The following is a 22,554-nucleotide window of genomic DNA, read 5'->3' as shown; positions in this document are numbered from 1 at the left end:
GCGGATGACCCCGGGCGGATGACCCCGGGCGGGCCGCGGGCCCGCCCGACCCGCCCACGGACCACCCGACGGGCTTGCTTGGCATGCCCACATCATCTCCGACACCTCGTCACCGCGACCCCAGGCGTACGCCGGAAAGGGACCCCCATGAGAACCGCCCGGCGGTCCGCACCGCCCCTCGGTCCCGGGCACCACCACCCCGAGCCCGTCCTGGAGGTGGTCGTGCCCGTGCACAACGAGGAGCGCGACCTCGAGCCCTGCGTCCGCCGGCTGCACGCGCACCTCGCGGAGACCTTCCCGTACCCCTTCCGGATCACGGTCGCCGACAACGCGAGCACCGACCGCACCCCGTGGATCGCCGCCCGCCTGGCCGGGGAACTGCCCGGCGCCCAGTGGGTGCGCCTGGAGGAGAAGGGACGCGGACGCGCCCTGCACACCGCCTGGTCCCGCTCCCCCGCCCCGGTGCTGGCGTATCTCGACGTGGACCTGTCCACCGACCTCGCGGCGCTGCTCCCGCTCGTCGCGCCGCTGATCTCCGGCCACTCCGACCTCGCCATCGGCACCCGGCTGGCCCGGGGCTCCCGGGTCGTGCGCGGGCCGAAGCGGGAGATCATCTCCCGCTGTTACAACGGGCTGCTGCGCGGCACGCTCTCCGTCGGGTTCACCGACGCGCAGTGCGGTTTCAAGGCGGTCCGGCGGGAGGTGGCCGAACGGCTGCTGCCGCTGGTGGAGGACCGCGAGTGGTTCTTCGACACGGAGCTGCTCGTGATCGCCGAGCGGGCCGGGCTGCGCATCCACGAGGTGCCGGTGGACTGGGTGGACGACCCCGACAGCCGGGTCGATCTCCTCCCCACGGCGCTCGCGGACCTGCGCGGCATGGCCCGGCTGGCCCGGGCGCTGGCCCGCGGGCGGCTGCCGCTGGCCGCGCTGGGCGGCGCCGGCACAGCCGCCGGCTCCGCGGTCCCGCCGCCCGGCCGCCCCGCCCGGCTGCTCCGGTTCGCCGCCGCGGGAGCCGCCGGCGCACTGCTGCACCTCGCCCTGTACGTCCTGCTGCGGCCGGCCGCGGGAGCCCAGGCGGGCAACGCGCTCGCCCTGCTCCTCTGCACCGTCCTCAGCACCGCCGCCGACCGGCGCTTCACCTTCGGCGTGCGAGGACGCGCGGGGCCGGCGGCCCTCCTGGCCGGTCTCGCCCTCACCGGCGGTGCGCTGGCCGTCCTCCACCACGCCCTGCCCGCCGCCGGTCCCCGGGCCGAGCTGCCGGTGCTGGCCGCCGCGAACCTCGCCGCCGCCCTGCTCCGCTTCCACCTCCTGCGCGCCTGCGTCCTCCCCGGCCGCCGCTCCCGCCGTACGACAGGGATCCCCGCCTCATGAGCAGCACGACGACCCGCCGGCCCGGGCCGGCAGCCGCCCCGTCCCCGCCCGGCTCCCGTGAGCGGCTGCGCCGCCTCGCTTCCCGTCTCGGGCCCGTTCTCGCCGTGTACGGGGTGCTCAAGCTGACGGGCTTCACCGTGTTCCTGGTCCTGCTGGACTCCGCCGGCGACTTCCGGGAGAAGCACGTCAGGTTCGGCGGCGGCGCGCGCCCGTGGGACGTGCTGGGGAGCTGGGACGGCTGGTGGTACCAGCAGATCGCCCTGCACGGTTACGACCCCGCCCTGGAGCCCGTCCCCGGCGCGACCGGACTGATCACCCTGGAGGGCAACTCCGCGGCGTTCTTCCCGCTGTACCCGGCGCTGATGCGGCTGGTCATGGAGGTCACCGGACTCGGCCCGTACGGCGCCGGGATGACCGTCTCCGTGGTGTGCTCGTTCGTCGCCGCGCTCGGCATCCACGCCGTGACCGCGCGGCTGGGCGGGCGCCGGGCCGGGCTGGTCGCCGTGGGTCTGTGGGCGGTGTGGCCGGGGTCCGGCGCGGAGTGGGCGGTGTACTCCGAGTCGCTGTACACGGCGCTGGCCGCCTGGGCCTGCTGGGCCGTGACGACCCGCCGCTGGGCGGCCGCCGGGGTGCTGGCCTTCGCCGCCGGGCTGACCCGGCCCACGGCGGTCGCCCTGGCCGCCGCGCTCGCCGTCGCGGGACTGCTCGCGGTGGTCCGGCGGCGGGAGGACTGGCGGCGCCCGCTGGCCGCCGCGGCGATCGCCCCGCTGGGCACGGCCGGCTACCTGGCCTGGGTGGGGCACCGGATGGGCGACTGGGGCGGCTACACCAAGCTCCAGGAGGGCGCCTGGGGCCACACCTTCGACTACGGACGGCACAGCCTCGACGTGCTGACCTCCGTGCCGGTCGGGCACTTCGACTACCTGTTCGCCATGCCGATGGAGGACATCATCGGGGTCGGGGTGGTGCTGCTGGTGCCGGTGCTGACCGTGCTGCTGGTGCGGCTGCGCCCGCCGGCCGTGCTGGTGGTGTACACGGTGCTGTCGTACCTGATGGTGATGGCCACCCAGCAGTACTTCGGCAACGTCTCGCGTTACCTGCTCCCGCTGTTCCCGCTGTACGTGCCGCTCGCCCTGGCCATGCGCCGGCTGAGCGGGCCCGTGCTGGCCGCGGTGCTGGGCACGGCGGCGGTGGCCTCCGGGTCGTACGCGGGGTACGTCCTCTTCGAGCTGGGTGTGCCGTAGGCCGGGGGCGGGGGTGACGTCGTCCGCCGCCGGGTGGAAGCGGGCCCGGCGCAGTACGCTGAGCGCAGTCGGCCACCGGGAGCTCTCCATGTGGAAACGCAGGAAGCACGCGCGTCGATCCGCCCCCGTCGCACCGGAGTTGTGCGATCTGTGCGCGAGAACGTTCCCGCCGGAGGAGGCGGTGCGGGGTCATGTGGCGGACTCCTCGGCCGTGCGTCCCGACGATCCGCTGCACGACGGTCTGCGCCGTGTCACCGCGTGCTGCGAGGCGCACCTGGAGCTGATCCGCGCCGCCTACCGGCGACGGCCCTTCGTCCAGGAGGAACTCTGGGCGGGCAAGATCAGCCGCGTCCTGACGTCCGGTCCGCCGGTCCTCGGCATGACCGAACTGGCGTGCCGCACGGGTCTGGACGAGCCCGACATCCGCCGCGCGATCGCCTGGCACAACGAGCGTCGCCGGCGCATGGACGGGTGACCGCCGGCGCACGTGGCCGCGGCCCCGGCCGGACAGGTGTCCGGCCGGGGCCGCGGGGTGTCGCCGGTGCCGGCGGCGCGGGAGGTCAGGCCGGGGCCGGGGCCGCCGGGCCGACCAGTTCCGTCAGGACGTCCTCCATCGTCACGAAGCCGATGACCTTGCCGTTCTCGCCGACGGCCGCGGCGAGATGGCTGCCCTCCGCGCGGAGCGCGGTGAGCGTGTCGTCGAGCGGGGTGTCGATGCGGACCCGGGTGACCTTGTGCAGCGCGGTGGGCGGGAACGGCCGGTCCCGTTCGGTCACGCCGAGGGTGTCCTTGATGTGCAGGTAGCCCAGGAGCGCGCCGTCGGGGCCGGTGACCGGGAAGCGGGACAGGCCCGCCTCGGCGGCCACGCGCTCCAGGCGCGTCGGGGTGACCGTGTGGTCGACGGTGTGCATCCGCCGGGCCGGGACGAGGATCTCGCCGACCGGGCGGGTGCCCAGTTCCAGCGCGTCCCGCAGCCGCTCCCCGTCCGCCGGGGTGAGCAGTCCCGCCTCGCTGGAGTCGACGACCATCCGGACCAGCTGGTCGTCGGTGAACACCGACTCCACCTCGTCCTTCGGCTCGACCCGCAGCAGTCGCAGCAGGACGTTGGCGAAGGCGTTGATGCCGAACACGAAGGGCCGCAGCGCCCGGGTGAGCCACACCAGCGGCGGGCCCAGCAGCAGCGCGCTGGGCACCGGCGCGGCGAGCGCGATGTTCTTCGGCACCATCTCGCCGATCAGCATGTGCAGATACGTGGCGAGGGTCAGGGCGATGACGAACGCGATCGGGTGGACCAGGGCGTCCGGGACGTTCACCGCCTCGAAGGGCGGCTCCAGCAGGTGCGCGATGGCCGGTTCGGCGACCGCGCCGAGCACCAGCGAGGACACCGTGATGCCGAGCTGGGCGGTGGCCATCATCGCGGACAGGTGTTCCAGCGCCCACAGGGTCAGCCGGGCGCGCTTCTCGCCCGCGAGGGCGCGCGGCTCGATCTGGCTGCGGCGCACCGAGATCAGGGCGAACTCCGCGCCGACGAAGAACGCGTTGGTCAGCAGGGTGAGGACACCGATGGCGAGCTGCAGGACGGTCATCGGGCCTCCTCCATGACCTCGGCGGCCGGCAGGACGGCCGGGGCGGTGACGCGTATGCGGTCGGCGCGGTGGTGCTCGACCGCCAGCACGTCGAGCCCCCAGCCGTCGACCTCCACGAAGTCGCCCGCGACGGGGATGCGGGCCAGGCGGGTGGCGATCAGTCCGGCGACCGTCTCGTACGGGCCGTCCGGGGCGGGGAGCCCCAGGTCGGTGAGCCGGTCGAGACGGAGACCGCCGTCGGCCTCCCAGACCGCGCGGCCGTCGGCCGTGGGCGGTGCGGGCGCCAGCTCGGGCACCTCGACGGGGTCGTGCTCGTCGCGGACCTCGCCGACGACCTCCTCGACGATGTCCTCCACGGTGGCGACGCCCGCCGTGCCGCCGTACTCGTCGATGACGACGGCCATGGCGCGGTGGGCGCGCATGCGCTCCAGCAGACGGTCGGCGGGGAGGCTGTCGGGGACCAGCAGCGGCGGCGTGGTCAGCTCGGTGACGGGCGTGGTGGCGCGCCGCTCCGGCTCCAGGGCCAGCACGTCCCGGATGTGGACGGTGCCGACGACCTCGTCGAGGCTGTCCCGGTAGACCGGGAAGCGGGACAGGCCGGTGGCGTGGCTGAGCACGGCGGCGTCGGCGGCGGTGGCGTGCACCTCCAGGGCGCAGACGTCGACGCGCGGGGTCATCACGTTCTCGGCGGTCAGCTCGCTCAGGTGCAGGGTGCGGACGAACAGCTCCGCGGAGTCCGCTTCCAGGGCGCCCTCGGCGGCGGAGTGCCGGGCGAGCGCGCCCAGCTCCTCGGCGGTGCGGGCGGACGCCAGCTCCTCCGCGGGTTCCAGGCCGAAGCGGCGCACGAAGCGGTTCGCGGTGCCGTTGAGGTGGTTGATGAACGGGCCGAAGGCGGCCGTGAAGGCGCGCTGCGGTCCTGCGACGACCTTGGCGACCGCCGCGGGACGCGAGATGGCCCAGTTCTTCGGGACCAGCTCGCCGATCACCATCAGCACGACCGTGGACAGCGCCACACCGAGCAGCGTGGCCACGGTCGGGGCGGCGCCGCCGAGGCCGGCCGACCGCAGCGGGTCGCGCAGCAGGGCGGCGAGGGACGGCTCGGCGAGCATGCCGATCACCAGGGAGGTGACGGTGATGCCGAGCTGGGCGCCGGACAGCTGGACCGTCAGACGGCGTACGGCGGCCAGCGCCCCGGCCGCACCGCGCTCACCGGCGTCGGCTGCGCGCTCGAGTTCGGCGCGCTCGACGGTGGTGAGGGAGAACTCGGCCGCGACGAACACTCCGCAGGCCAGCGTCAGCAGCAGGGCGAGCAGGAGCAGCAGGACCTCGGTCACCGTGCCACCCCCGCTCCCTGTCGGGCCGCACGACGCGGACTGCGGGTGGTGGCACGGTTACTACTGGGAGGATCACCCATCGGGGGACCGTCGCTCCTTTTCGAACAGTACGAAGATGTGTGGAAGCAGAATGGCTGCTTCTACGCCAACTGTAAAGGACCCGCAAAGCACCCCGTGTGGGTGTTCGCCGATCCGGGGAGCGTGAGGCCCGGTCAGCCGTCCCAGGTCCAGTCGGCGACCTCCGGCAGGTCGGTGCCGTGCTCGCGGATCCACGCGTGGTGGCGCAGGCGGACGTCCTCCATCCGCTGCCGTACCGCGGCGGCCCGCACCGCCAGGCCGGGGACCCGGTCGATGACGTCCATGACCAGCCGGTAGCGGTCCAGGTCGTTGCGGACCACCATGTCGAACGGCGTGGTCGTGGTGCCGATCTCCTTGTAGCCGCGCACGTGCAGGTGCTGGTGCCCGGTGCGGCGGTAGGCGAGCCGGTGGACCAGCCACGGGTAGCCGTGGTAGGCGAAGATCACCGGTTTGTCCGCGGTGAACAGGCCGTCGTACTCGAAGTCGGACATGCCGTGCGGGTGCTCCTCGCGGGGCAGCAGACGGGCGATGTCGACCACGTTGACGACCCGCACGGCCAGCTCGGGCAGGTGCCGGCGCAGCAGCTGCGCGGCCGCCATCACCTCCTGGGTGGGGACGTCGCCCGCGCAGGCCAGCACCACGTCGGGTTCCCGGTCGCCGGTCTCGGTGCCCGCCCAGTCCCAGATGCCGGCGCCGCGCGCGCAGTGCGTCCGCGCCTGCTCCATGGACAGCCAGTCGAAGCAGGGCTGCTTGCCGGCCACGACCACGTTGACGTAGTCGCGGCTGCGCAGGCAGTGGTCGGCGACCGACAGCAGGGTGTTGGCGTCCGGCGGCAGGTAGACCCGTACCGCCTCCTGGCTCTTGTTGAGGATGTGGTCGACGAAGCCGGGGTCCTGGTGGGAGAAGCCGTTGTGGTCCTGGCGCCACACGTGCGAGGTCAGCAGGTAGTTCAGCGAGGCGATGGGGGCGCGCCAGGGCAGGCGGCGGGTGACGCGCAGCCACTTGATGTGCTGGTTGACCATCGAGTCGACGATGTGCACGAACGCCTCGTAGCAGGAGAACAGGCCGTGCCGGCCGGTGAGGAGGTAGCCCTCCAGCCAGCCCTGGCAGGTGTGCTCGGAGAGGATCTCCATCACCCGGCCGTGCCGGTCGAGGTCCTCGTCCACGTCGAGCGTGCCGGCCTGCCACGCCTTGCCGCTGGCCGCGTACACGGCCTGCAGGCGGTTGGAGGCGGTCTCGTCGGGGCCGACCAGCCGGAAGTCGCGCCGGTCCGCGGTGGCCCTCATGACGTCCTCGAGGAGGTCGCCGAGCACACGGGTCGGCTCGTGCATGGTCACCCCCGGCTTGTCCACGGGGACGGCGTGCCGCTCCAGCGGCGGCAGCGGCAGCTCGCGCAGCATCAGCCCGCCGTTGGCGTACGGGGTGGAGCCGAGGCGGCGGGCGCCGTCGGGGACGCAGGCCAGGACGTCGGCCCGGGGGCGGCCGTCCTCGTCGAACAGCTCCTCCGGCCGGTACGACCGCAGCCACGCCTCCAGCTGCCGCAGGTGGCCGGGGTCGTCGCGGACGCCGGGCAGCGGCACCTGGTGGGAGCGCCAGGTGCCCTCGACGGGCTGTCCGTCGACCTCGGCGGGTCCGGTCCAGCCCTTCGGGGTGCGCAGGACGATCATCGGCCAGCGGGGGCGTCCGGTCGCGCCGTCCTCGCGCGCGGCGCGCTGGAGGGCGGCGATGCGGTCGAGGGCGGTGTCCATGGCGCGGGCCATCGCCCGGTGGACGGCGGCCGGGTCGTCGCCGGTCACCCGGAGGGGGTCGTGGCCGTAGCCGCGGAGCAGCGCGTCCAGCTCGTCGTCGGGGACGCGGGCGAGCACGGTGGGGTTGGCGATCTTGTAGCCGTTCAGGTGCAGGATCGGCAGGACGGCGCCGTCGTGGACGGGGTCGAGGAACTTGTTGGAGTGCCAGGAGGCGGCCAGCGGACCGGTCTCCGCCTCGCCGTCGCCGATCACGCAGGCCACCACCAGGTCCGGGTGGTCCAGCGCGGCGCCGTAGGCGTGGGACAGGGAGTAGCCGAGCTCGCCGCCCTCGTGGATGGAGCCGGGGGTCTCGGGGGCGACGTGGCTGGGGACGCCGCCGGGGAACGAGAACTGCTTGAACAGCCGCGCCATCCCCGCCGCGTCCCGGGTGATGTCCGGGTACGTCTCGGTGTACGACCCCTCCAGCCAGGACCCGGCCAGCACCGCGGGCCCGCCGTGCCCGGGCCCCCACACGCACAGGGCGTCCAGGTCACGGGCCCGGATCACCCGGTTCAGGTGGGTGTAGACGAGGTTCAGGCCGGGCGAGGTGCCCCAGTGGCCGAGCAGCCGCGGCTTCACGTGCTCCGGGCGCAGCGGCTCGGTGAGCAGGGGGTTCGCCATGAGGTAGATCTGGCCGACGGCCAGGTAGTTCGCGGCGCGCCAGTGCGCGTCCAGCGTCCTCAGCTCGTCCTCGCCGAGCGGGGCGGAGGCCTGGTGCGTGTCGACGGACATCGTGGTGTCCTTCCGCGTCGGTGGTTCCGGGATGTCTGGGGGGTGTGCCTGGGGTGTGCCTGTGGGTGGGTACCCTTCCTCAGCTTCCCCGGGGGGCCGGGGTCCCGACAGGGCCGCGTGGGCCATCTGCGGGGCGCAGGGCCGGGGGCGCCCGGCGAGGGGGGCGGCAGGGACCCGCCGGTGGGCCGCTTCCGGTCGCGTGGTCGGACGCGGCACCGGTACGGCCACCCGCGGGCCGGGGCCCTCGCCGCGCGGAGCGGCGCGGCGAGGGTCCGGCCGGTGGGGAGGGCCGCCCGCCCTCAGTCCCCCTCCTCTCCGTGCGGGACCACGACCACCGGGCAGGCGGACCGGTGGAGGGCCGTGCGGGTGGCGCCGTCGAAGCGGGACCGCACGCGGTGGCCACACGGCTCCCCTGCTCGTCCGGTCGCAGCGCGTCCGGCCCTGCGGCCTCCCGGGGCCGGGACGGCGGGTGACGCACCAGGACCTGGGGCGCCCGTCCTGTCGGAGCAGGCGCCCCGGGCCCTCCCGCCACCGTCGGCGGAGTCACCGGTGCCGGGCGACCAGCCGGCAGGAGCTGGAGCGCCGGGGTGCGCGAACAGGCCGAGCACCGCACCGGGCGGCACCAGGGTCCAGGGGGACGTCCACGGCACCGGGCAGGTGTCCGGTGCCGTGCTCGGCGGGCGGGCGTGCGGACGTCGCTCACGGGACAGGCGTGGACCCGCGGTCGTCCGGAGGTCAGCCGTGCGGTACGACTGCCAGGGGGCAGCGGGCCTGATGGATCACGGCGTGGGCGACGGGACCGGTCCGCGGCAGCGCGGAACGGCCGGCGATCCGGTGCCCGACGACCAGCAGCTGCGCGTCGGAGGCCGCCTTGAGCAGGGCGCCCGCGGGTTTGCCCTCGGCCACCGTCTCCAGGACCTCGACGTCGGGGTACTTGTCCCGCCACACCTGGAGCACGGCGGACAGGAAGCGCAGCCACTCCCCGGCCCGCTCCTGGTCACCGGCCGGGCCCGCGCCGGCCGCGCCCGGGGTGAGCCGGTCGGGCGCGCGCCAGGCGTGCAGGGCCCGCAGCCGCGTACGGCGCCGGCGGGCGGCCTCGAAGGCGAAGGCGAGCACCTCGTCGCAGGGTTCGATGACGTCGACCCCGACCACGACGTCCTGCCGGCCGTCCCCGCGCGGTCCCGCCTCCTCTCCCGCCGCGTCCGCGCGTACGAGGACGACGGGACGGGTGGCCCGCGCCACGACGCCGAGCGGGACGGAACCGACGAGGAGACCGGCGACCCGGCCGAGCCCGCGCGAGCCGAGGACCAGCGGATCGGCGTCCTCCGCGGCCCGCGCGAGGGCGGTGGCCGCGGGCCCCTCGGCCCGGACCTCGTGCACCCGTACGTCCGGCCGGACGGCACGGACGTGTTCGGCCGCCCTTTCCAGGACCCGCCGGGCCGGGCTGTGGTCGGCGGACCGGGCGGGGTCCGTGCCGTTCTGCCGCGGGTGCCGGCTCCGCACGTGCAGCAGCCGCAGACCGGCTCCACGGCGCGCGGCTTCGTGGGCCGCCCATGCGGCGGCCGCCAGGCTCTCGGCGGAACCGTCGACACCGACGACTACCGGCGACTCCATGACAAGCACCTTTCGATCGGAGCGTTCCCCCGCCGACGCCCAGCGTCGCCGGGGCGGTGGCGGGCGGGGAGGGCCTGCCAGGCCCTGGCCTGGGCCCGACAGGCCCCGAGCGGGTCGGGGCGCGGGGGCCGACGGGGGCAGGCCGGCGGGCCGGCGGGCCGTTCACAACGACGACATCGCGGACAACTGGGCCGATCGGCCCTGTTCCCTGCCCCCTGGGGCCCTGGAATCCGCACGGCGGCCGCCGGAGGCTGAAAGCGACCGCTCCCGGCGGGGTCCGTCCCGCCGGTAACACCCCGCGCAGTGAGGAGGTTCAGCGATGAAGGCCACCGAGGTCGGCGCCGTCATGACCACGGACGTGGTCACCGCCGCGTACGGCACCCCGCTCGGGGACGTGGTCCACGCACTCGCGGAGCACCGCGTCGGCGGCCTTCCGGTGACGGACGACGAGGACCGGGTGATCGGCGTGATCTCCACGTCCGACCTCTCGCGCCCCCGCTCCCGCACGGCGGGGCCGGACGACGCCCCTCGCTCGTGGCGGGTCCGGCCGCGCAGGGCGGGCCGCCGCCTGCTCCGTACGGTGCTCGGCCGACGCCGGCCCCGTACGGCGGGCGCGGTGATGTCGGCCCCCGCCGTCACCGTGGGGGCGCACGCCACCGTCACGGAGGCGTCCTGGATCATGACCGGACACGGCGTGGAACGGCTGCCCGTGGTGGACGACGAAGGGCGGCTCGTCGGCATCGTCACCCGTGGCGACCTGCTCCAGGCCGTGCTGCGCACCGACGGCGGCATCGAGCGCGCGGTGCGCAGGGACGTCCTGGGGACGGCCCTCTGGCTGACGCCCCGGGCGCTCGCCGTGACCGTCGAGGACGGGGTGGTGACCCTGACCGGCCAGGTGGAGCGGCGCAGCGACAGCGACGTGGCGGTGCGTGCGGCGAGCCGCCTCGACGGGGTGGTCGCGGTCGTCGACCAGTTGTCGTACCGGGTCGACGACACGCGGCCGCGTTCGGCCGGGGCGGTCCCCGCACCCGCGGAGCCCGGGGGCCGGGGCGCCCGCCCGTGACCGGCACCGGTGCCGCGGGTGCCGCGGATTTCGGGGGTACCCGGTCCCACGGCACGTTCCCGGGACCGTCGGCCCGGCGCCGCGCGCCCGCCGGAGCCGGACGGTGGACGTGGAACGGCCGGCACACCCCGGGCCACCCCCGGCCGAGGAGGCAGTCATGTCGCACACCCTGGAATGGAAGACCCGCCTCCACCTCTTCGAGGAGGAGGGAACGACGAAGGCACGCGCCACCCTCGAGACCGGGACGACGACCCTCACCGGTCACGGCACCGCCCACCGGAACCCGGCGGACCCGGACGTCCCGGAGATCGGCGACGAACTGGCGGCGGGCCGCGCCCTGCGCGACCTGGGCCGGCAGCTGCTGGACCTCGCGGAACGCGACGTCGAGAGCGTGGGCGCGCGGGGCGGCGCGGAGGCCGGCCCGGTCCTGGGCTGGTCCCTGTGACCGGCCGCCTCCCTCACAGCAGGCGCCGGGGCGTCCCCCCGTGGCCCCGGCGCCGCTGGACAGGTGCACGCGGGCGCCCCGCAGATGTCCGGCCGGGCAGTAGGGGCGTGCGCCTGCCGGCTCGCACCCCGGGCGGCCGGGTCGCCCACGACGTCTGCCGGTCGAGCCCCTGACAGGCCATGCCCGCCCGTACCGCGTGCGGGTGCTGGAGCGGACGCGCGAAGCCGCTGCAGGAGGCCACGGGCCGGAAGGGTGCCGGGTGCGGCGCAGCGACGGCTTCCTGTGGACTTCGTGCTCCCGCGTCCGGGGCTCGTGGCCGCCGTCGCCGCCGACGGACGAGTACAGCACCGGCCAGTGGTCGTGACGGCCGCGCCGTTCCCGGCCGTCCGGGGTCAGGGGCCGGACCCGGGCGTCGCGCCCGAGGCGGGCGAGCGCGCGGTCAGGGTGAAGCGCCGGCGGTCAGACATCACGCCTCCGCAGGACCAGCGCCGCTCCGGCCAGGGCGAGGGCGGTGTACCCGGTGACCAGTGCCAGGGACGGCCAGGCTCCCAGGCTGCCGACCGCCTCCGGACTCGCGTCGGACGTCTGCGTGAGCTTCTCCGGCGCAGCGGTCGGAGCAGCTCCGGCGACCCATCGCCGCAGGCCGCCGAGGAGCGGCCCGCACAGGGACGGCAGCAGCGGCACGGAGACCACGGCGGCGACCGCACCGGCCGTATGACGTACGAACGTTCCGATCGCCAGGCCGAGCACGCCGACGACGGAGGACAGAGCCGCGATGCCGGACAGCGCCGGCAGCGGCTCCCCTCGGCGTACGAACCGTCGAGGACGGCGTCGCCCAGCAGGCAACCGCCACCGGCCACCGGCTGCGCACCAGCAGCGCGCCGATCGAGACCGCGAACAGCAGCCAGGTCACCGTGTCGGCCTGCCGGTGGCCGGGATCGTTGACCGCCGCGTCCGAACCGGTGAACCCCGCGACGACCGCCGCGATCGCCACATCCGCGAACGGCGGGGCAGCGGCCAGGGGATGCGAAGGCGGCGTCAGGGGGCAGAACGGCTCACAGCCTCACCGTAAGAGCGTTTCGAGGCGAACGCGTACGCCGGCGGGAGTACGCGCCGCGTTCCGAGACACCGGCGCCCGGCCGGCACGAGAATCTGTTTTCGGTCTTTCCCGGCGCACCCGCCCTGACCGTGTCCCCCCTCGCCTCCGATCACCTTATGCTTCTACTCGTCTGTAGAAGGCTCGCGCAATCCGGGCCTCGCGTTCTTGGAGATGACACAGATGGCTTCGATCGACCTGGACAAGGTGCTGGACAAGACCTGGGCGGACAAGAGTCTGCCCGAGATCCTGGCCGCTCCGGTGGCCGCGCTGAAGGGGGTCTCCGACCGCGACGGCGAACTGCTGCAGGAGGCGTTCGGGGTCAAGACCGTGGCCGACCTGGCGGAACTGAAGTACGCCCGCTGGGCGCAGGCGCTGGCCGCCCTCGACGCGGCCCGGTAACCGGCCCCCGCGCACCGCCGCGGTGCCGCGCGCCGTCGGGCGGGCGGCACCGCCCTCATGGAACACACGTACGTTTAAGGAGTGGACGCCACCATGGTGTTCAAACGACTGCTCGGCTCACTCGGCGTCGGCGGCCCCACCGTCGACACGGTCCTCGACCCGGGCCCCGCCCGGCCCGGTGGCACGCTCACCGGCCAGGTCCACCTCAAGGGCGGCAACGCCGACGTCGACATCGAGCACATCACCCTGGAACTCGTCGCCCGCGTCGAGGTCGAGCACGAGGAGGGTGAGAGCGAGGGCGGCGTCGCCTTCGACCGGTTCACCGTCGGCGGCGGCTTCCGGCTCGCCGAGGGCGAGCAGCACAGCGTGCCGTTCAGCCTGGCGCTGCCGTGGGAGACCCCGATCACCGAGCTGCACGGACAGCCACTGGGCATCGTGCTCGGCGTGCGCACCGAACTGTCGGTGGCGGGCGCCAAGGACAAAGGCGACATCGATCCGCTGACCGTCGGTCCGCTGCCCGCCCAGGAGGCGATCCTCGAAGCGTTCGGCCGACTCGGCTTCGGTTTCAAGTCGGCCGACCTGGAGTACGGGCGCATCGGCGGCACGGGGCAGCAACTGCCCTTCTACCAGGAGATCGAGATCACTCCTTCGCCGCAGTACGCCCACCAGGTGAACGAGATCGAGGTGACGTTCCTCGCCCACCCGGGCGGTATGGAGGTCGTGCTGGAGGCGGACAAGCGTGGCGGCTTCCTCTCCGGCGGCCACGACGCGCTGACCAGGTTCACCGTCGGCCACCACGACTCCCGCGACTGGAACGCCGACGTCGACGACTGGGTACGCCAGTTGGTCGAGCACAGGGCCTCACACGGCGCCTACGGCCACGGCGACCCGTACGCCGGGGGGCACGGCGGGCACTACGGTCACGGCGACCACCACGACGACCACCACCGATCCGGTCCCGGCATGGGGACCGTCGTCGCCGCGGGTGCCGCCGGTCTGGCGGTCGGCGTTGTCGGCGGCATGGTCGCGGCCGAAGTCGTCGACGAGGTCGGTGACTTCTTCGAAGGCGACGAGGAGGACGAGGGCTGACGGCAGGCCCCGGCGGGCGACAGAGGACGCACAAGCGGGGGGCGGGCAGGCACTTCTCCCCGCCCCCCGCCGATGACTTCTGCTCCGTTGCAGGAGAACCGCTGTCCGGAGCACCCGGGTCCGGGCATCCTCCCGACACGTACGGAGCTCTCATGGCCCTGTGGGACCGCGCCCTCGACGTCACCGGGACCGCCCGGCCGGCCGCCGAAGGGAACACCGCGGACGCCTGACTCGGGGCTCGGACCCGGCCGCCTCACCGGATGCCCTCGGGATCGAGGTCGGTTCCGACGACCAGGGTCACAGTGCCGGCGGCAGCGCCCGTGTCCTGCCCGGCCCGCACACCGGGCAGCCGGGAGGCGAGCACTTCGGCCCGTTCGTCCAGACCCGGCGGATGACCGACTGTGGTGGTGCGGGTGGTCGCCGGGGCGTTGCCCGTGCCGACGACCGTGAAGCCGGCCTCGCGCAGCTTCTCGGCGACAGCGGCGGCGCGCCCGGAAACACCGGTGCCGTTGAGGACCTGGACACGCACGGAGGAGGCGTACACAGGGGTCCTGGCATCCGCCCGGAATCGCTTCTTGTCGACCTCCTGGTCCTTGGCCAGGGCGGTGAACAGGTCGGCGGCCTGGGGGTACTGCCACACGACGTTGGCCTTGTCGGTGGGCACGTCGGCCTCGCGCGGGTAGTTCGGCACGGTGAGGAAGGTCAGGCGGTCGGCGGGGATGCCCTTGAGTTCGGACGCGAGGCCGTACAGCGGCTTGATGCCGGCCAGGTCCTCGTCCGTGGTCAGGGACTCGGTGGCGGACTCGAGGAAGCCGTACAGCGCACTCGGGCTAGTGAGTGTGGACTGCGCCTTCTCGACCAGCGCCTGCATGAATTCCTGCTGGCGGCCGATGCGCCCGGTGTCGGAGCCGTCGCCGATGCTGTAGCGGGCGCGCACGTAGCCGAGCGCCGCCTCGTCCCTGACGGTCTGGCAGCCCGCCTCCAGGTCCAGGTGGGCCTTCTCGTCGTGGATGGCCCGCTCCGGGCAGACCTCTATGCCGTCCAGGGCGTTGACCATGCCTTTGAAGCCCTGGAAGTCGACGGACACGAAGTGGTCGATGCGCAGGCCGGTGCCGGCTTCGACGGTCTTGATGGTGCAGGCGGCGGCCCCGGCGACCTCGCCGCCGGCGCCGCCGATCGCGAACGCCTCGTTGATCTTGGCGTGGTGCGGGGCGGACGTGGTGCCGTCGCCCTTGTCGCAGGCGGGTATCCCCACCCACGAGTCGCGGGGGAGCGAGACGACGGTGGCCCACTTCCGGCCGGCGGGGACGTGCACGACCATCAGCGTGTCCGACTGCATGGTGGTCAGGCCCCTGCCGTACCTCGCGTTGTCGCCGTCGCGGCTGTCGGAGCCGACGACCAGGATGTTCTTCGAGCCGGGGCTGAGGTTGACCGGACGGTCGCCGCCGAGCTTGTCGTCGACGTCGGCACCCTGGATGTTGTCGTCCAGACCCTTGTAGACCCAGGCGCCGGCACCCGCGACACCGAGGACGAGCACCGAGCACACGCCCGCGCTCCACGCCAGGACCCTCCCCCGCCTCGTCAGCCGGACTCTTTCCGTTCCGGCCGGCGCGCGCCGCCTTCCCGTTCCGCTCACTGGCGCTCACTCCTCAGCCTCGATCGTGTCCGTCCGTTGCGCTCGGACCTACGACCCCCATGGCCGCCGAACGGGTGAACTCTACATGCATGTAGAGACAAGGAGGGGAGGGGTCGCCTCATCGCCGCCGGAACGGCGGCGTGAGCAGCGGTGACGATGTGCGGACGGCGGCCGGGAAGGCGCCGCGGGCGCTCGCGGGACGAAACCGGGCAGCGAGGATCAGCGCGTTCTTCGCGCTGGGCGGAGCGGCGTTCCTCATGGCCTTCGCCACCGGCATCGCCTGACACCCCGGCCCAGGTCAGAGAGGGGTGGCCGCGTAGAGGATGAGGACCATCGTCACGGCGGAGTTCGCGGACGACATCGCGGAGACGACGGCCCCCGCGGCGGCACCCCACGCCGCCAGGCCCACCGAGGTGAACACCGACGGCCAGCGGCGCACCGCCGGAGCAGGTCCGAGCAGGGCCGCCACCCTGCGCGGCACCGGTCCGGCCGCGGCGAAGCCCGCCAGCGTGGCCACCGGAGTGCCCCGGGACACCAGGGCCGTCCTGCCGATCGCGTACGCCACGGTGCGGCGGCTGCCGACCGCCCGAGCCGCCTCCTCGTCCGCCCACCGCTCCGTCGTGTACGCCACCGCCGTGCGCAGCGGCCGCAGGAAGGGGTTGGCCCGCGCGGCCAGCTGGACGGCGAGCAGAAAACGATGGTGGCGGGCGGCCAAGTGAGCCCGTTCATGGGCGAACAGCGCCCGGCGCTCGGCCGGTTCGAGGCAGTCCAGCAGGGCTGTGGTCACCACCACGCGATCCCGGCGACCGCCCGGCAGCGCGTAGGCGTAGGGCACGTCGTCCGGCAGGACCGCGGCCTCCGTCTCCCGCAGCCCGGCCAGCGCCCGGTGAGCACGACGGCGCACCCGGCCGTGCCGCCACAGCGTCCGCCCGCACGCCACGAGCACCACGCACAGGGCGGGGATCGCCGCCTTGCCGGCGACCTCGTCATAGGGGACCGCCGCCCGCACCTCCGGGTCGGACCAGCCGTCGGGCAGCGGGTTGCCGGGCAGCTGGGCGGTGCCGACCACCATCACCAGCCCCAGGCACACCGTGCTGCACACCGCCATCGTCGCCGCCACCGCGGTCAGCAGCCTGGTCGCGGTGCGCGGGTGGAGATGCTGCTCGGCCAGGCGTGCGATCGGCCAGGCCGTCAGCGGCAGGACCAGCGGCAGAAAGACGAACACCCCCATGAGGTCTCAGTCTTCCCCTTCGCTCCGGGTCCGGCCCAGCAGCTCGCGCAACAGTCGTTCGTCATCCGGGCCGAGACCGGTGACGAAGCTGGCCAGCACCGCCTCCCGGTCGCTCTCGGCGTCCAGCACCCGGCGCATCTTGTGAGCGGCCAGACCGGCATGGCCGGAGGCCGGGGTCCAGGCGAAGGACCGGCCCGCCCGTTCCCGGGTGACCACGTCCTTGGCCAGCAGCCTGGTCAGGATCGTGACGACCGTCGTGTAGGCGAGGCCGCCCCCCAGGCGCTCCTGCACCCAGCCGGCCGTCGCCGGGCCGTCCGCCTCCCGCAGCGCCGCCAGGACCAGCGCCTCCAGCTCGCCCTGCCCCCGCCGCCGGGGACGCTGCTGCTCAGTCACACCCCGCCTCCCTTCCGCCGCCGCCTGTTTCCCGAGCGGACATCGTATAGACGCCCCCACGCGCCTCATGCTCCCGGCGCATCCCTCCCACCCACCATGACCTCTACATAATTGTAGAAGTTAAGCTGCCCCAAGGCATGCCCGCACACAAGAGGGACCACCGGAAGGAGTGCCGGGGAGATGGGTGTCATCGCGTGGCTGGTACTGGGACTTCTCGCCGGAGCGATCGCCAAGGCCATCCTGCCCGGACGCGATCCGGGCGGCTGCATCGGCACGACGCTCATCGGCGTGGCCGGCGCCTTCGTGGGCGGCCGGCTGTCGGCGGAGCTCCTCGACCGACCGGTACAGCAGGAATTCTTCGATGCCGCGACCTGGGGTTCGGCCATCGCGGGCGCCCTCGTACTGCTCATCGCCCACCGCCTGCTGTTCGGCAACTCGCGGGACTGACCAGGAGCTTCGTCAAGACACGCCGACCGGGACGCGGTCGTGCCCTCCTCCCAGTTTTTCTACAGTGTTGTAGATTCTTGACTCGGGCCCGCGCCGCGGGCCTCGACCTCACCCGCCGAGAAGGAGTACGCAGTGGGAGTTTCCCTGTCCAAGGGCGGCAACGTCTCGCTCAGCAAGGAGGCGCCGGGTCTGACCGCCGTCCTGGTCGGCCTCGGCTGGGACGTCCGCACGACCACCGGCACCGACTACGACCTCGACGCCTCCGCCCTCCTCCTCGACGCCTCCGGCAAGGTGCCGTCGGACCGGCACTTCGTCTTCTACAACAACCTCAAGAGCCCCGACGGCTCGGTGGAGCACACCGGCGACAACCTCACCGGTGAGGGCGAGGGCGACGACGAGAGCGTCAAGGTGAACCTCGCGGCCGTGCCCGCCGAGGTCGACCGGATCGTGTTCCCCGTCTCCATCCACGACGCGGAGAACCGCGGCCAGAGCTTCGGCCAGGTCCGCAACGCCTTCATCCGCGTCGTCAACCAGGCGGACAACCAGGAACTCGCCCGCTACGACCTGTCCGAGGACGCCGCCACCGAGACCGCGATGATCTTCGGCGAGCTCTACCGCAACGGTGCGGAGTGGAAGTTCCGTGCCGTCGGGCAGGGCTACGCCTCAGGACTGTCCGGTATCGCCGCCGACTTCGGCGTAGGCGTCTGACATTCCCACGACGACGCCGGGCCGGCCCTCCCGAGGGCCAGGTCCGGCGCGTCGACGCGCAGCTCCGACCGCCCGACCTACACATCCCACCCGCAGGAGACCACGTGGCCGATCCACTGCGCCTTCGCCCGGAGGACAGGCCGGACTTCGAGGCGGTACTGAACCTGGCACTCACCACCGCGGACGTACAGAAGGCACTGAGCACCGACCCCACCGGCCGGGCCACCGCGCGCCTGCGCCTGCGGGCTCTCGGCGACGCCGACGAGATAGCCGCCGCGGCATCCGGGGAATACGGCGCGTACCTCGCCCTGCGCACGCCGGCACGGCCCGGCCCCCCGCGACACCCCGCCGCCGGCACCCTGCTGCCCGCCCTGACAGTGCTCACCCCGCTTGTGGCCGCCGCATCCGCCGCGGTCCTGCTCGTCCTCGGCTACCTTCTCCAGCTGACCGACGCGGAAGGCGCGCTGCCCGGCTCACTGGTCACCGCCGGATGGGTCCTGACGCTGATCGCGGGCATCAGCGCCCTCCTCGCCTTCGCCGCGCTGTTGAGGACGGCGATACGCGGCGATGACGAGTCCGCACACGCAGCCCGTCTGCAGCAGTCACGACTGAACTGGCAACAGGCCCTCCTGGACCGGGGCATGCTGCCCCGTCTGCGCCAGTGCCTCGATGAGGACCCCGCCGTCCGTGGCACACCGCCCCTGGTGGTCCGCACCACCGATCCCCACGGCTCCCACGCCACCGCGGGCCCGAAGGAACACCCCTCTCATTCCGGTCGGCCCGAGTGAGGGCCACCGGATGAAAGACCCGTGCGCCCGCCGCGGGCCGCACCTCCAGAACCCGCTCCCGGCCGTCGCGCCCCGCCTGTGGGCGCCGCCACCGTCACGCTCGCGCCGTCCGGGCCCGGGTCCCGGAAAAGGGAGCAGGACACCCATGTGCGGACCGAGCGAGCTCGCCCTCGTCCTCATCGTCGCCACAGCCGTCCTCGTCGCCGAGAAGGGACGGAACACGATGCGTCTCGCGCAGCACCACGGGCCCGAGGTCTTCCTCGACCCGGCGCACATGAACCGCTTCCACCGGCCGGCGACGGCGCTGCGGTCGCTCCCGCCGCCGGAGCAGGCCGGGGTGGCGGACCGCTGGCGAGAAGGCCGCTCCAGGAAGATCCGGGTGTGCCCGCGTGGAGGCCGCGTGCCCCGGCACACGGTGACCGTGCACCGGGGTGACCGGCGGCCAGGCGCCCTGCGGCGGCTCAGCCGGTGGCCTTGCGCCAGGCCGACTCGCGCAGCAGCCGCAGGCCGTTGAGGCCGACGATGACGGTGGAGCCCTCGTGACCGGCGACGCCCAGCGGCAGCGGAAGATGGCCGGCGAGGTCCCAGACGACCAGGCCGGCGATGAAGACCCCGGCGATGACGAGGTTCTGCACGACGAGCTTGCGGGCCTGGCGGGACAGGGAGATCACGGCGGGCACGGTGACCAGTTCGTCCCGGACGATCACCGCGTCGGCGGTCTCCAGCGCCAGGTCGGAGCCCGCTCGGCCCATGGCGACGCCGGTGTGGGCGGCGGCCAGCGCGGGCGCGTCGTTGACGCCGTCACCGACGACCATGACCTTGCGCCCGGCGGTCTCCAGTTCCCGGACGGCACCCACCTTTTCCTCGGGCAGCAGCCCGGCCCGCACGTCCTCGACGCCGGCCTCGGCGGCGAGACGGGCGGCGGCGCGCGGGTTGTCGCCCGTCAGCAGTACTGGCGCGGTCCCGGTGAGGGAGGCGAGTGAGGCCACGGTCGCGGCTGCGTCCGGGCGCAGCCGGTCGGCGATGCCCAGGACACCGACCGGCGTGCCGTCGAGGATGACGAGGACGGCGGTCCGGCCTCCCCCCTCCAGTTCACCGGACAGGGCCTTCGCGTGGGCCGAGGCGGCGTCGTCGGTCTCGCGCAGCAGCCGGGCCGGGGCGCCGGCCTCGACCAGGCGTCCGTCGAGCGTGGCCCTCACTCCGACACCGGGCGTGGAGCCGAAGTCCACCACCGGCTCGAACGCGAGTCCCCGTTCGCGCGCCGCGGTGACGATCGCCCTGGCCAGCGGGTGTTCGCTGGGTGCCTCCGCCGCGGCGGCGAGCAGGAGCAGGTCCTCGTCGTCCAGGCCCGTGCCCGGGAGCGGCCGGACGTCCGTGACGCGCGGGGTGCCCTCGGTCAGGGTGCCCGTCTTGTCCAGCGCGACCGCGTCGACCTGGCCCAGCCGTTCCATGACCACGGCGGACTTGACCAGCACTCCGTGGCGTCCGGCGTTGGCGATCGCCGACAGCAGGGGAGGCATGGTGGCCAGCACGACCGCGCACGGCGAGGCCACGATCATGAAGGTCATGGCCCGCAGCAGGGAGTCGGTGAGGTTCGCGCCGAAGGCGAGCGGGACGAGGAACACGGCGAGGGTCGCGGCCACCATGCCCAGTGAGTAGCGCTGTTCGACCTTCTCGATGAACAGCTGGGTCGGCGCCTTGGTCTCGGAAGCCTCCTGCACCATCCGCACGATCCGGGCGATCACCGAGTCGGCCGCGTCCCGTTCGACCCGTACGCGCAGCGCGCCGGTGCCGTTGAGGGTGCCGGCGAAGACCTCGTCGCCCCTCTCCTTCGCCACCGGCAGGGGTTCACCGGTGATGGTGGCCTGGTCGACCTCGCTCGCCCCGTCGAGGACACGGCCGTCGGCGCCGACGCGCTCACCGGGCCGCACCAGGACGGTGTCACCGACCGTCAGGTCCTCGACGCGGACGGCCGTCTCGCTGCCGTCGACCTCGACGCGGGTCGCGGTCGCGGGTGCCAGGTCGAGCAGGCCGCGCACCGAGTCGGCGGTGCGGGCGGTGGCCAGCGCCTCCAGTGCACCCGACGTCGCGAAGATGACGATCAGCAGGGCGCCGTCCATCACCTGCCCGATCGACGCCGCCCCCAGCGCGGCGACGACCATCAGCAGGTCGACGTCGAGCGTCTTCTCCTTCAGTGCCCGCAGCCCCGCCCATCCGGGTTCCCAGCCGCCGGTCGCGTAGGACAGCGCGTACAGCGGGCCCCATGCCCAGGCCGGCGCCCCGGCCAACTGGAGCGGCAGCGCGAGCAGGAAAAGGATCGTGGCCGCGGCCGCCCAGCGCACCTCGGGCAGGGCGAGAACCCGCGTCCTGCGCCGGGGGACGTCTCCGGTGCGCGCGGGCGTGGGACGGTCGGCCGTGGGCGGGGGGAGGGTGGAAGTCATCGGAGCAGACAGTCCTTCACGACGGCATGGCGAAGAGGCGGCAGCCCGTGTATGCGGCAGCCACTCGCGTTCACCATACAGGAGCACATGAAGATTGGTTCATGCATTCATGGGAGGGCCTTCGTAGGATGGTGCCCATGGGCCATGGAGCTGACGCCGAGACCACCGCCACCGCACGCGAACGCCTGGAGACGGTGGGCGCCGCCGACGTGGCCGCGACCCTTCAGGCCCTGGCCACCCCGTCCCGGCTGCGCATCCTGACCCGCCTCCAGGAGGGCCCCTGCGCCGCCACCGAACTCGCCGACGCCGTCGGCATGGAACAGTCGGCCTGCTCCCACCAGCTGCGCCTGCTGCGCAACCTCGGCCTGGTCACCGGCGAGCGCCGGGGCCGCTCGGTCATCTACGCCCTCTACGACAACCATGTCGCCGAACTGCTGGAGCAGGCCCTCTACCACGTCGAGCACCTGCGCCTCGGCCTGCGGGACACGCCGACCACGGCGGCCGTGAACGGCACGACCTGAGCACGGGACCGCACCCCCTCGGGCGTGACGGCCCGCAACGCGCCCTCCCGCACGCCCCCGTTCCACCGCCCGGGTCCCGGCGAGGCGCCGCTCGGCCCGGACGACGGCTGGTGACAGTTCGCCCGCGCCAGGCCCTGGCCATGAAGAGGCCGGCGACGGGAGGCGCCGGCCGGGCGGAACCGGCCGATCCGAAGAAGGCCTGTCGCCGAACGCCCTCCCGCCCGTGTCGCCGCGTTCCTCGACCGGGTCGGTCCGGACCCCGTCGCACGGCGACCGCCACCCGTACGAACCGTCCGGCGGCCGGTGCCGGCGCGCCGGGATCGCGCGGGCACCGGCCTCCGGCCCGCGCCCGCCGGCCCTCGACGAGCCGGCGCCGTCCCTCGATCCGGGCCGGCGTGCTGAACCTGCTCGCCGGCCTCCGGGGCGACCTCGGCCTCGGCCACCTGCTCATCTGCCACGACCGGGCGGTCGTGCGGCACTTCGGGACCGTGTGATCGAGATGCGTGACGGGCCCGTCACCTCCGAGGGGAGTCCCCGGCCACCCGGCG

General features: G+C 74.0%; 21 protein-coding genes. 12 read left to right on the top strand and 9 right to left on the bottom strand.

The genetic code is table 11. The annotated features are described in order from the left end of the window. The first annotated feature begins 147 nt into the window (after positions 1 to 147). From C1708_RS29575 to C1708_RS29565, 3 genes are all read left to right on the top strand, one after another. Positions 148 to 1,371, top strand: a complete 1,224-nt coding sequence (locus C1708_RS29575) for a dolichyl-phosphate beta-glucosyltransferase (protein WP_106415555.1) — start codon at positions 148 to 150, stop codon at positions 1,369 to 1,371. Then, positions 1,368 to 2,615: a putative hexosyltransferase gene (locus C1708_RS29570; protein WP_106415554.1), complete on the top strand. Its 1,248-nt coding sequence runs from the start codon at positions 1,368 to 1,370 to the stop codon at positions 2,613 to 2,615. Before C1708_RS29575 ends, C1708_RS29570 begins: the two co-directional genes overlap by 4 nt. Before the next feature lie 181 nt (positions 2,616 to 2,796). Beyond that, positions 2,797 to 3,090 carry a hypothetical protein gene (locus tag C1708_RS29565; RefSeq protein WP_342210918.1) on the top strand — a complete coding sequence of 98 codons (294 nt, stop codon included), beginning with the start codon at positions 2,797 to 2,799 and terminating at the stop codon, positions 3,088 to 3,090. Between the two features lie 85 nt (positions 3,091 to 3,175). On the opposite strand, the gene C1708_RS29560 is transcribed toward C1708_RS29565, so the two are convergent. From C1708_RS29560 to C1708_RS29545, 4 genes are all read right to left on the bottom strand, one after another. Further along, on the bottom strand, positions 3,176 to 4,201 hold the full coding sequence (locus C1708_RS29560; protein WP_106415552.1) for a hemolysin family protein: 1,026 nt from the start codon (positions 4,199 to 4,201) through the stop codon (positions 3,176 to 3,178). Beyond that, positions 4,198 to 5,535: a hemolysin family protein gene (locus tag C1708_RS29555; protein WP_106415551.1), complete on the bottom strand. Its 1,338-nt coding sequence runs from the start codon at positions 5,533 to 5,535 to the stop codon at positions 4,198 to 4,200. Before C1708_RS29555 ends, C1708_RS29560 begins: the two co-directional genes overlap by 4 nt. A 212-nt stretch (positions 5,536 to 5,747) precedes the next feature. Beyond that, positions 5,748 to 8,132, bottom strand: coding sequence for a phosphoketolase family protein (locus C1708_RS29550; protein WP_106415550.1), 2,385 nt, complete (start codon positions 8,130 to 8,132; stop codon positions 5,748 to 5,750). A gap of 735 nt (positions 8,133 to 8,867) precedes the next feature. Beyond that, entirely contained in the window at positions 8,868 to 9,746 is an 879-nt protein-coding gene (locus C1708_RS29545; protein WP_106415549.1) for a universal stress protein, read from the bottom strand. 319 nt (positions 9,747 to 10,065) lie between these two features. On the opposite strand from C1708_RS29545, the gene C1708_RS29540 reads away from it, so the two are divergent. Together C1708_RS29540 and C1708_RS29535 are read left to right on the top strand one after the other, a co-directional pair. Further along, positions 10,066 to 10,809 (top strand): CBS domain-containing protein, encoded by a 744-nt coding sequence (locus tag C1708_RS29540; protein WP_106415548.1) that lies wholly within the window; start codon positions 10,066 to 10,068, stop codon positions 10,807 to 10,809. A 157-nt stretch (positions 10,810 to 10,966) separates the two neighbouring features. Further along, positions 10,967 to 11,254: a dsRBD fold-containing protein gene (locus C1708_RS29535; protein WP_106415547.1), complete on the top strand. Its 288-nt coding sequence runs from the start codon at positions 10,967 to 10,969 to the stop codon at positions 11,252 to 11,254. A 459-nt stretch (positions 11,255 to 11,713) separates the two neighbouring features. Here the strand turns inward: C1708_RS29535 and C1708_RS29530 are convergent, their stop codons facing one another. Continuing rightward, positions 11,714 to 12,100, bottom strand: coding sequence for a hypothetical protein (locus C1708_RS29530; RefSeq protein ID WP_133169089.1), 387 nt, complete (start codon positions 12,098 to 12,100; stop codon positions 11,714 to 11,716). 433 nt (positions 12,101 to 12,533) lie between these two features. Between C1708_RS29530 and C1708_RS29525 the strand changes: the two genes are divergently transcribed. Next, positions 12,534 to 12,752: a hypothetical protein gene (locus C1708_RS29525; RefSeq protein ID WP_106415545.1), complete on the top strand. Its 219-nt coding sequence runs from the start codon at positions 12,534 to 12,536 to the stop codon at positions 12,750 to 12,752. A gap of 93 nt (positions 12,753 to 12,845) precedes the next feature. Beyond that, complete coding sequence (locus C1708_RS29520; protein ID WP_106415544.1) at positions 12,846 to 13,841, top strand: sporulation protein; 996 nt, start codon at positions 12,846 to 12,848, stop codon at positions 13,839 to 13,841. A 253-nt stretch (positions 13,842 to 14,094) separates the two neighbouring features. Here the strand turns inward: C1708_RS29520 and C1708_RS29515 are convergent, their stop codons facing one another. Next, positions 14,095 to 15,477, bottom strand: a complete 1,383-nt coding sequence (locus C1708_RS29515) for an LCP family protein (RefSeq protein ID WP_198602633.1) — start codon at positions 15,475 to 15,477, stop codon at positions 14,095 to 14,097. A gap of 140 nt (positions 15,478 to 15,617) precedes the next feature. Between C1708_RS29515 and C1708_RS34090 the strand changes: the two genes are divergently transcribed. After that, positions 15,618 to 15,761 carry a hypothetical protein gene (locus C1708_RS34090; protein ID WP_157951298.1) on the top strand — a complete coding sequence of 48 codons (144 nt, stop codon included), beginning with the start codon at positions 15,618 to 15,620 and terminating at the stop codon, positions 15,759 to 15,761. 14 nt (positions 15,762 to 15,775) lie between these two features. Here the strand turns inward: C1708_RS34090 and C1708_RS29510 are convergent, their stop codons facing one another. Both C1708_RS29510 and C1708_RS29505 read right to left on the bottom strand, forming a co-directional pair. Continuing rightward, a complete protein-coding gene (locus C1708_RS29510; protein WP_106415543.1) occupies positions 15,776 to 16,708 on the bottom strand; it encodes a M56 family metallopeptidase in 933 nt (310 codons plus the stop codon). 6 nt (positions 16,709 to 16,714) lie between these two features. Beyond that, on the bottom strand, positions 16,715 to 17,101 hold the full coding sequence (locus C1708_RS29505; protein WP_106415542.1) for a BlaI/MecI/CopY family transcriptional regulator: 387 nt from the start codon (positions 17,099 to 17,101) through the stop codon (positions 16,715 to 16,717). Positions 17,102 to 17,281: 180 nt separating this feature from the next. On the opposite strand from C1708_RS29505, the gene C1708_RS29500 reads away from it, so the two are divergent. The 3 genes from C1708_RS29500 to C1708_RS29490 all read left to right on the top strand — a co-directional run bounded on the left by C1708_RS29500 (position 17,282) and on the right by C1708_RS29490 (position 19,044). Then, a complete protein-coding gene (locus C1708_RS29500; protein ID WP_106415541.1) occupies positions 17,282 to 17,548 on the top strand; it encodes a GlsB/YeaQ/YmgE family stress response membrane protein in 267 nt (88 codons plus the stop codon). A 132-nt stretch (positions 17,549 to 17,680) separates the two neighbouring features. Next, positions 17,681 to 18,256, top strand: coding sequence for a TerD family protein (locus C1708_RS29495; RefSeq protein ID WP_106415540.1), 576 nt, complete (start codon positions 17,681 to 17,683; stop codon positions 18,254 to 18,256). A gap of 104 nt (positions 18,257 to 18,360) precedes the next feature. Next, on the top strand, positions 18,361 to 19,044 hold the full coding sequence (locus C1708_RS29490; protein WP_198602632.1) for a hypothetical protein: 684 nt from the start codon (positions 18,361 to 18,363) through the stop codon (positions 19,042 to 19,044). A 461-nt stretch (positions 19,045 to 19,505) separates the two neighbouring features. Here C1708_RS29490 and C1708_RS29485 read toward each other — a convergent pair whose 3' ends face one another. After that, positions 19,506 to 21,485 carry a heavy metal translocating P-type ATPase gene (locus tag C1708_RS29485; RefSeq protein ID WP_106415539.1) on the bottom strand — a complete coding sequence of 660 codons (1,980 nt, stop codon included), beginning with the start codon at positions 21,483 to 21,485 and terminating at the stop codon, positions 19,506 to 19,508. A 137-nt stretch (positions 21,486 to 21,622) separates the two neighbouring features. On the opposite strand from C1708_RS29485, the gene C1708_RS29480 reads away from it, so the two are divergent. After that, positions 21,623 to 22,006 carry an ArsR/SmtB family transcription factor gene (locus tag C1708_RS29480; protein WP_106415538.1) on the top strand — a complete coding sequence of 128 codons (384 nt, stop codon included), beginning with the start codon at positions 21,623 to 21,625 and terminating at the stop codon, positions 22,004 to 22,006. The last annotated feature ends 548 nt before the right edge of the window (positions 22,007 to 22,554 follow it).

The sequence above is a fragment of the Streptomyces sp. DH-12 genome (assembly GCF_002899455.1).
Lineage (GTDB): Bacteria > Actinomycetota > Actinomycetes > Streptomycetales > Streptomycetaceae > Streptomyces.
The sequence above is the reverse complement of the archived record's forward strand: the minus strand, read 5'-3'. Positions and strand labels throughout refer to the sequence as shown.

Coding starts and splice junctions, on each gene's coding strand:
- C1708_RS29535 (WP_106415547.1), top strand. CDS start 10,967: ATGTCGCACACCCTGGAATGGAAGACCCGCCTCCACCTCTTCGAGGAG.
- C1708_RS29570 (WP_106415554.1), top strand. CDS start 1,368: ATGAGCAGCACGACGACCCGCCGGCCCGGGCCGGCAGCCGCCCCGTCC.
- C1708_RS29550 (WP_106415550.1), bottom strand. CDS start 8,132: ATGTCCGTCGACACGCACCAGGCCTCCGCCCCGCTCGGCGAGGACGAG.
- C1708_RS29525 (WP_106415545.1), top strand. CDS start 12,534: ATGGCTTCGATCGACCTGGACAAGGTGCTGGACAAGACCTGGGCGGAC.
- C1708_RS29520 (WP_106415544.1), top strand. CDS start 12,846: ATGGTGTTCAAACGACTGCTCGGCTCACTCGGCGTCGGCGGCCCCACC.
- C1708_RS29545 (WP_106415549.1), bottom strand. CDS start 9,746: ATGGAGTCGCCGGTAGTCGTCGGTGTCGACGGTTCCGCCGAGAGCCTG.
- C1708_RS29500 (WP_106415541.1), top strand. CDS start 17,282: ATGGGTGTCATCGCGTGGCTGGTACTGGGACTTCTCGCCGGAGCGATC.
- C1708_RS29560 (WP_106415552.1), bottom strand. CDS start 4,201: ATGACCGTCCTGCAGCTCGCCATCGGTGTCCTCACCCTGCTGACCAAC.
- C1708_RS29480 (WP_106415538.1), top strand. CDS start 21,623: ATGGGCCATGGAGCTGACGCCGAGACCACCGCCACCGCACGCGAACGC.
- C1708_RS29510 (WP_106415543.1), bottom strand. CDS start 16,708: ATGGGGGTGTTCGTCTTTCTGCCGCTGGTCCTGCCGCTGACGGCCTGG.
- C1708_RS29485 (WP_106415539.1), bottom strand. CDS start 21,485: ATGACTTCCACCCTCCCCCCGCCCACGGCCGACCGTCCCACGCCCGCG.
- C1708_RS29540 (WP_106415548.1), top strand. CDS start 10,066: ATGAAGGCCACCGAGGTCGGCGCCGTCATGACCACGGACGTGGTCACC.
- C1708_RS29575 (WP_106415555.1), top strand. CDS start 148: ATGAGAACCGCCCGGCGGTCCGCACCGCCCCTCGGTCCCGGGCACCAC.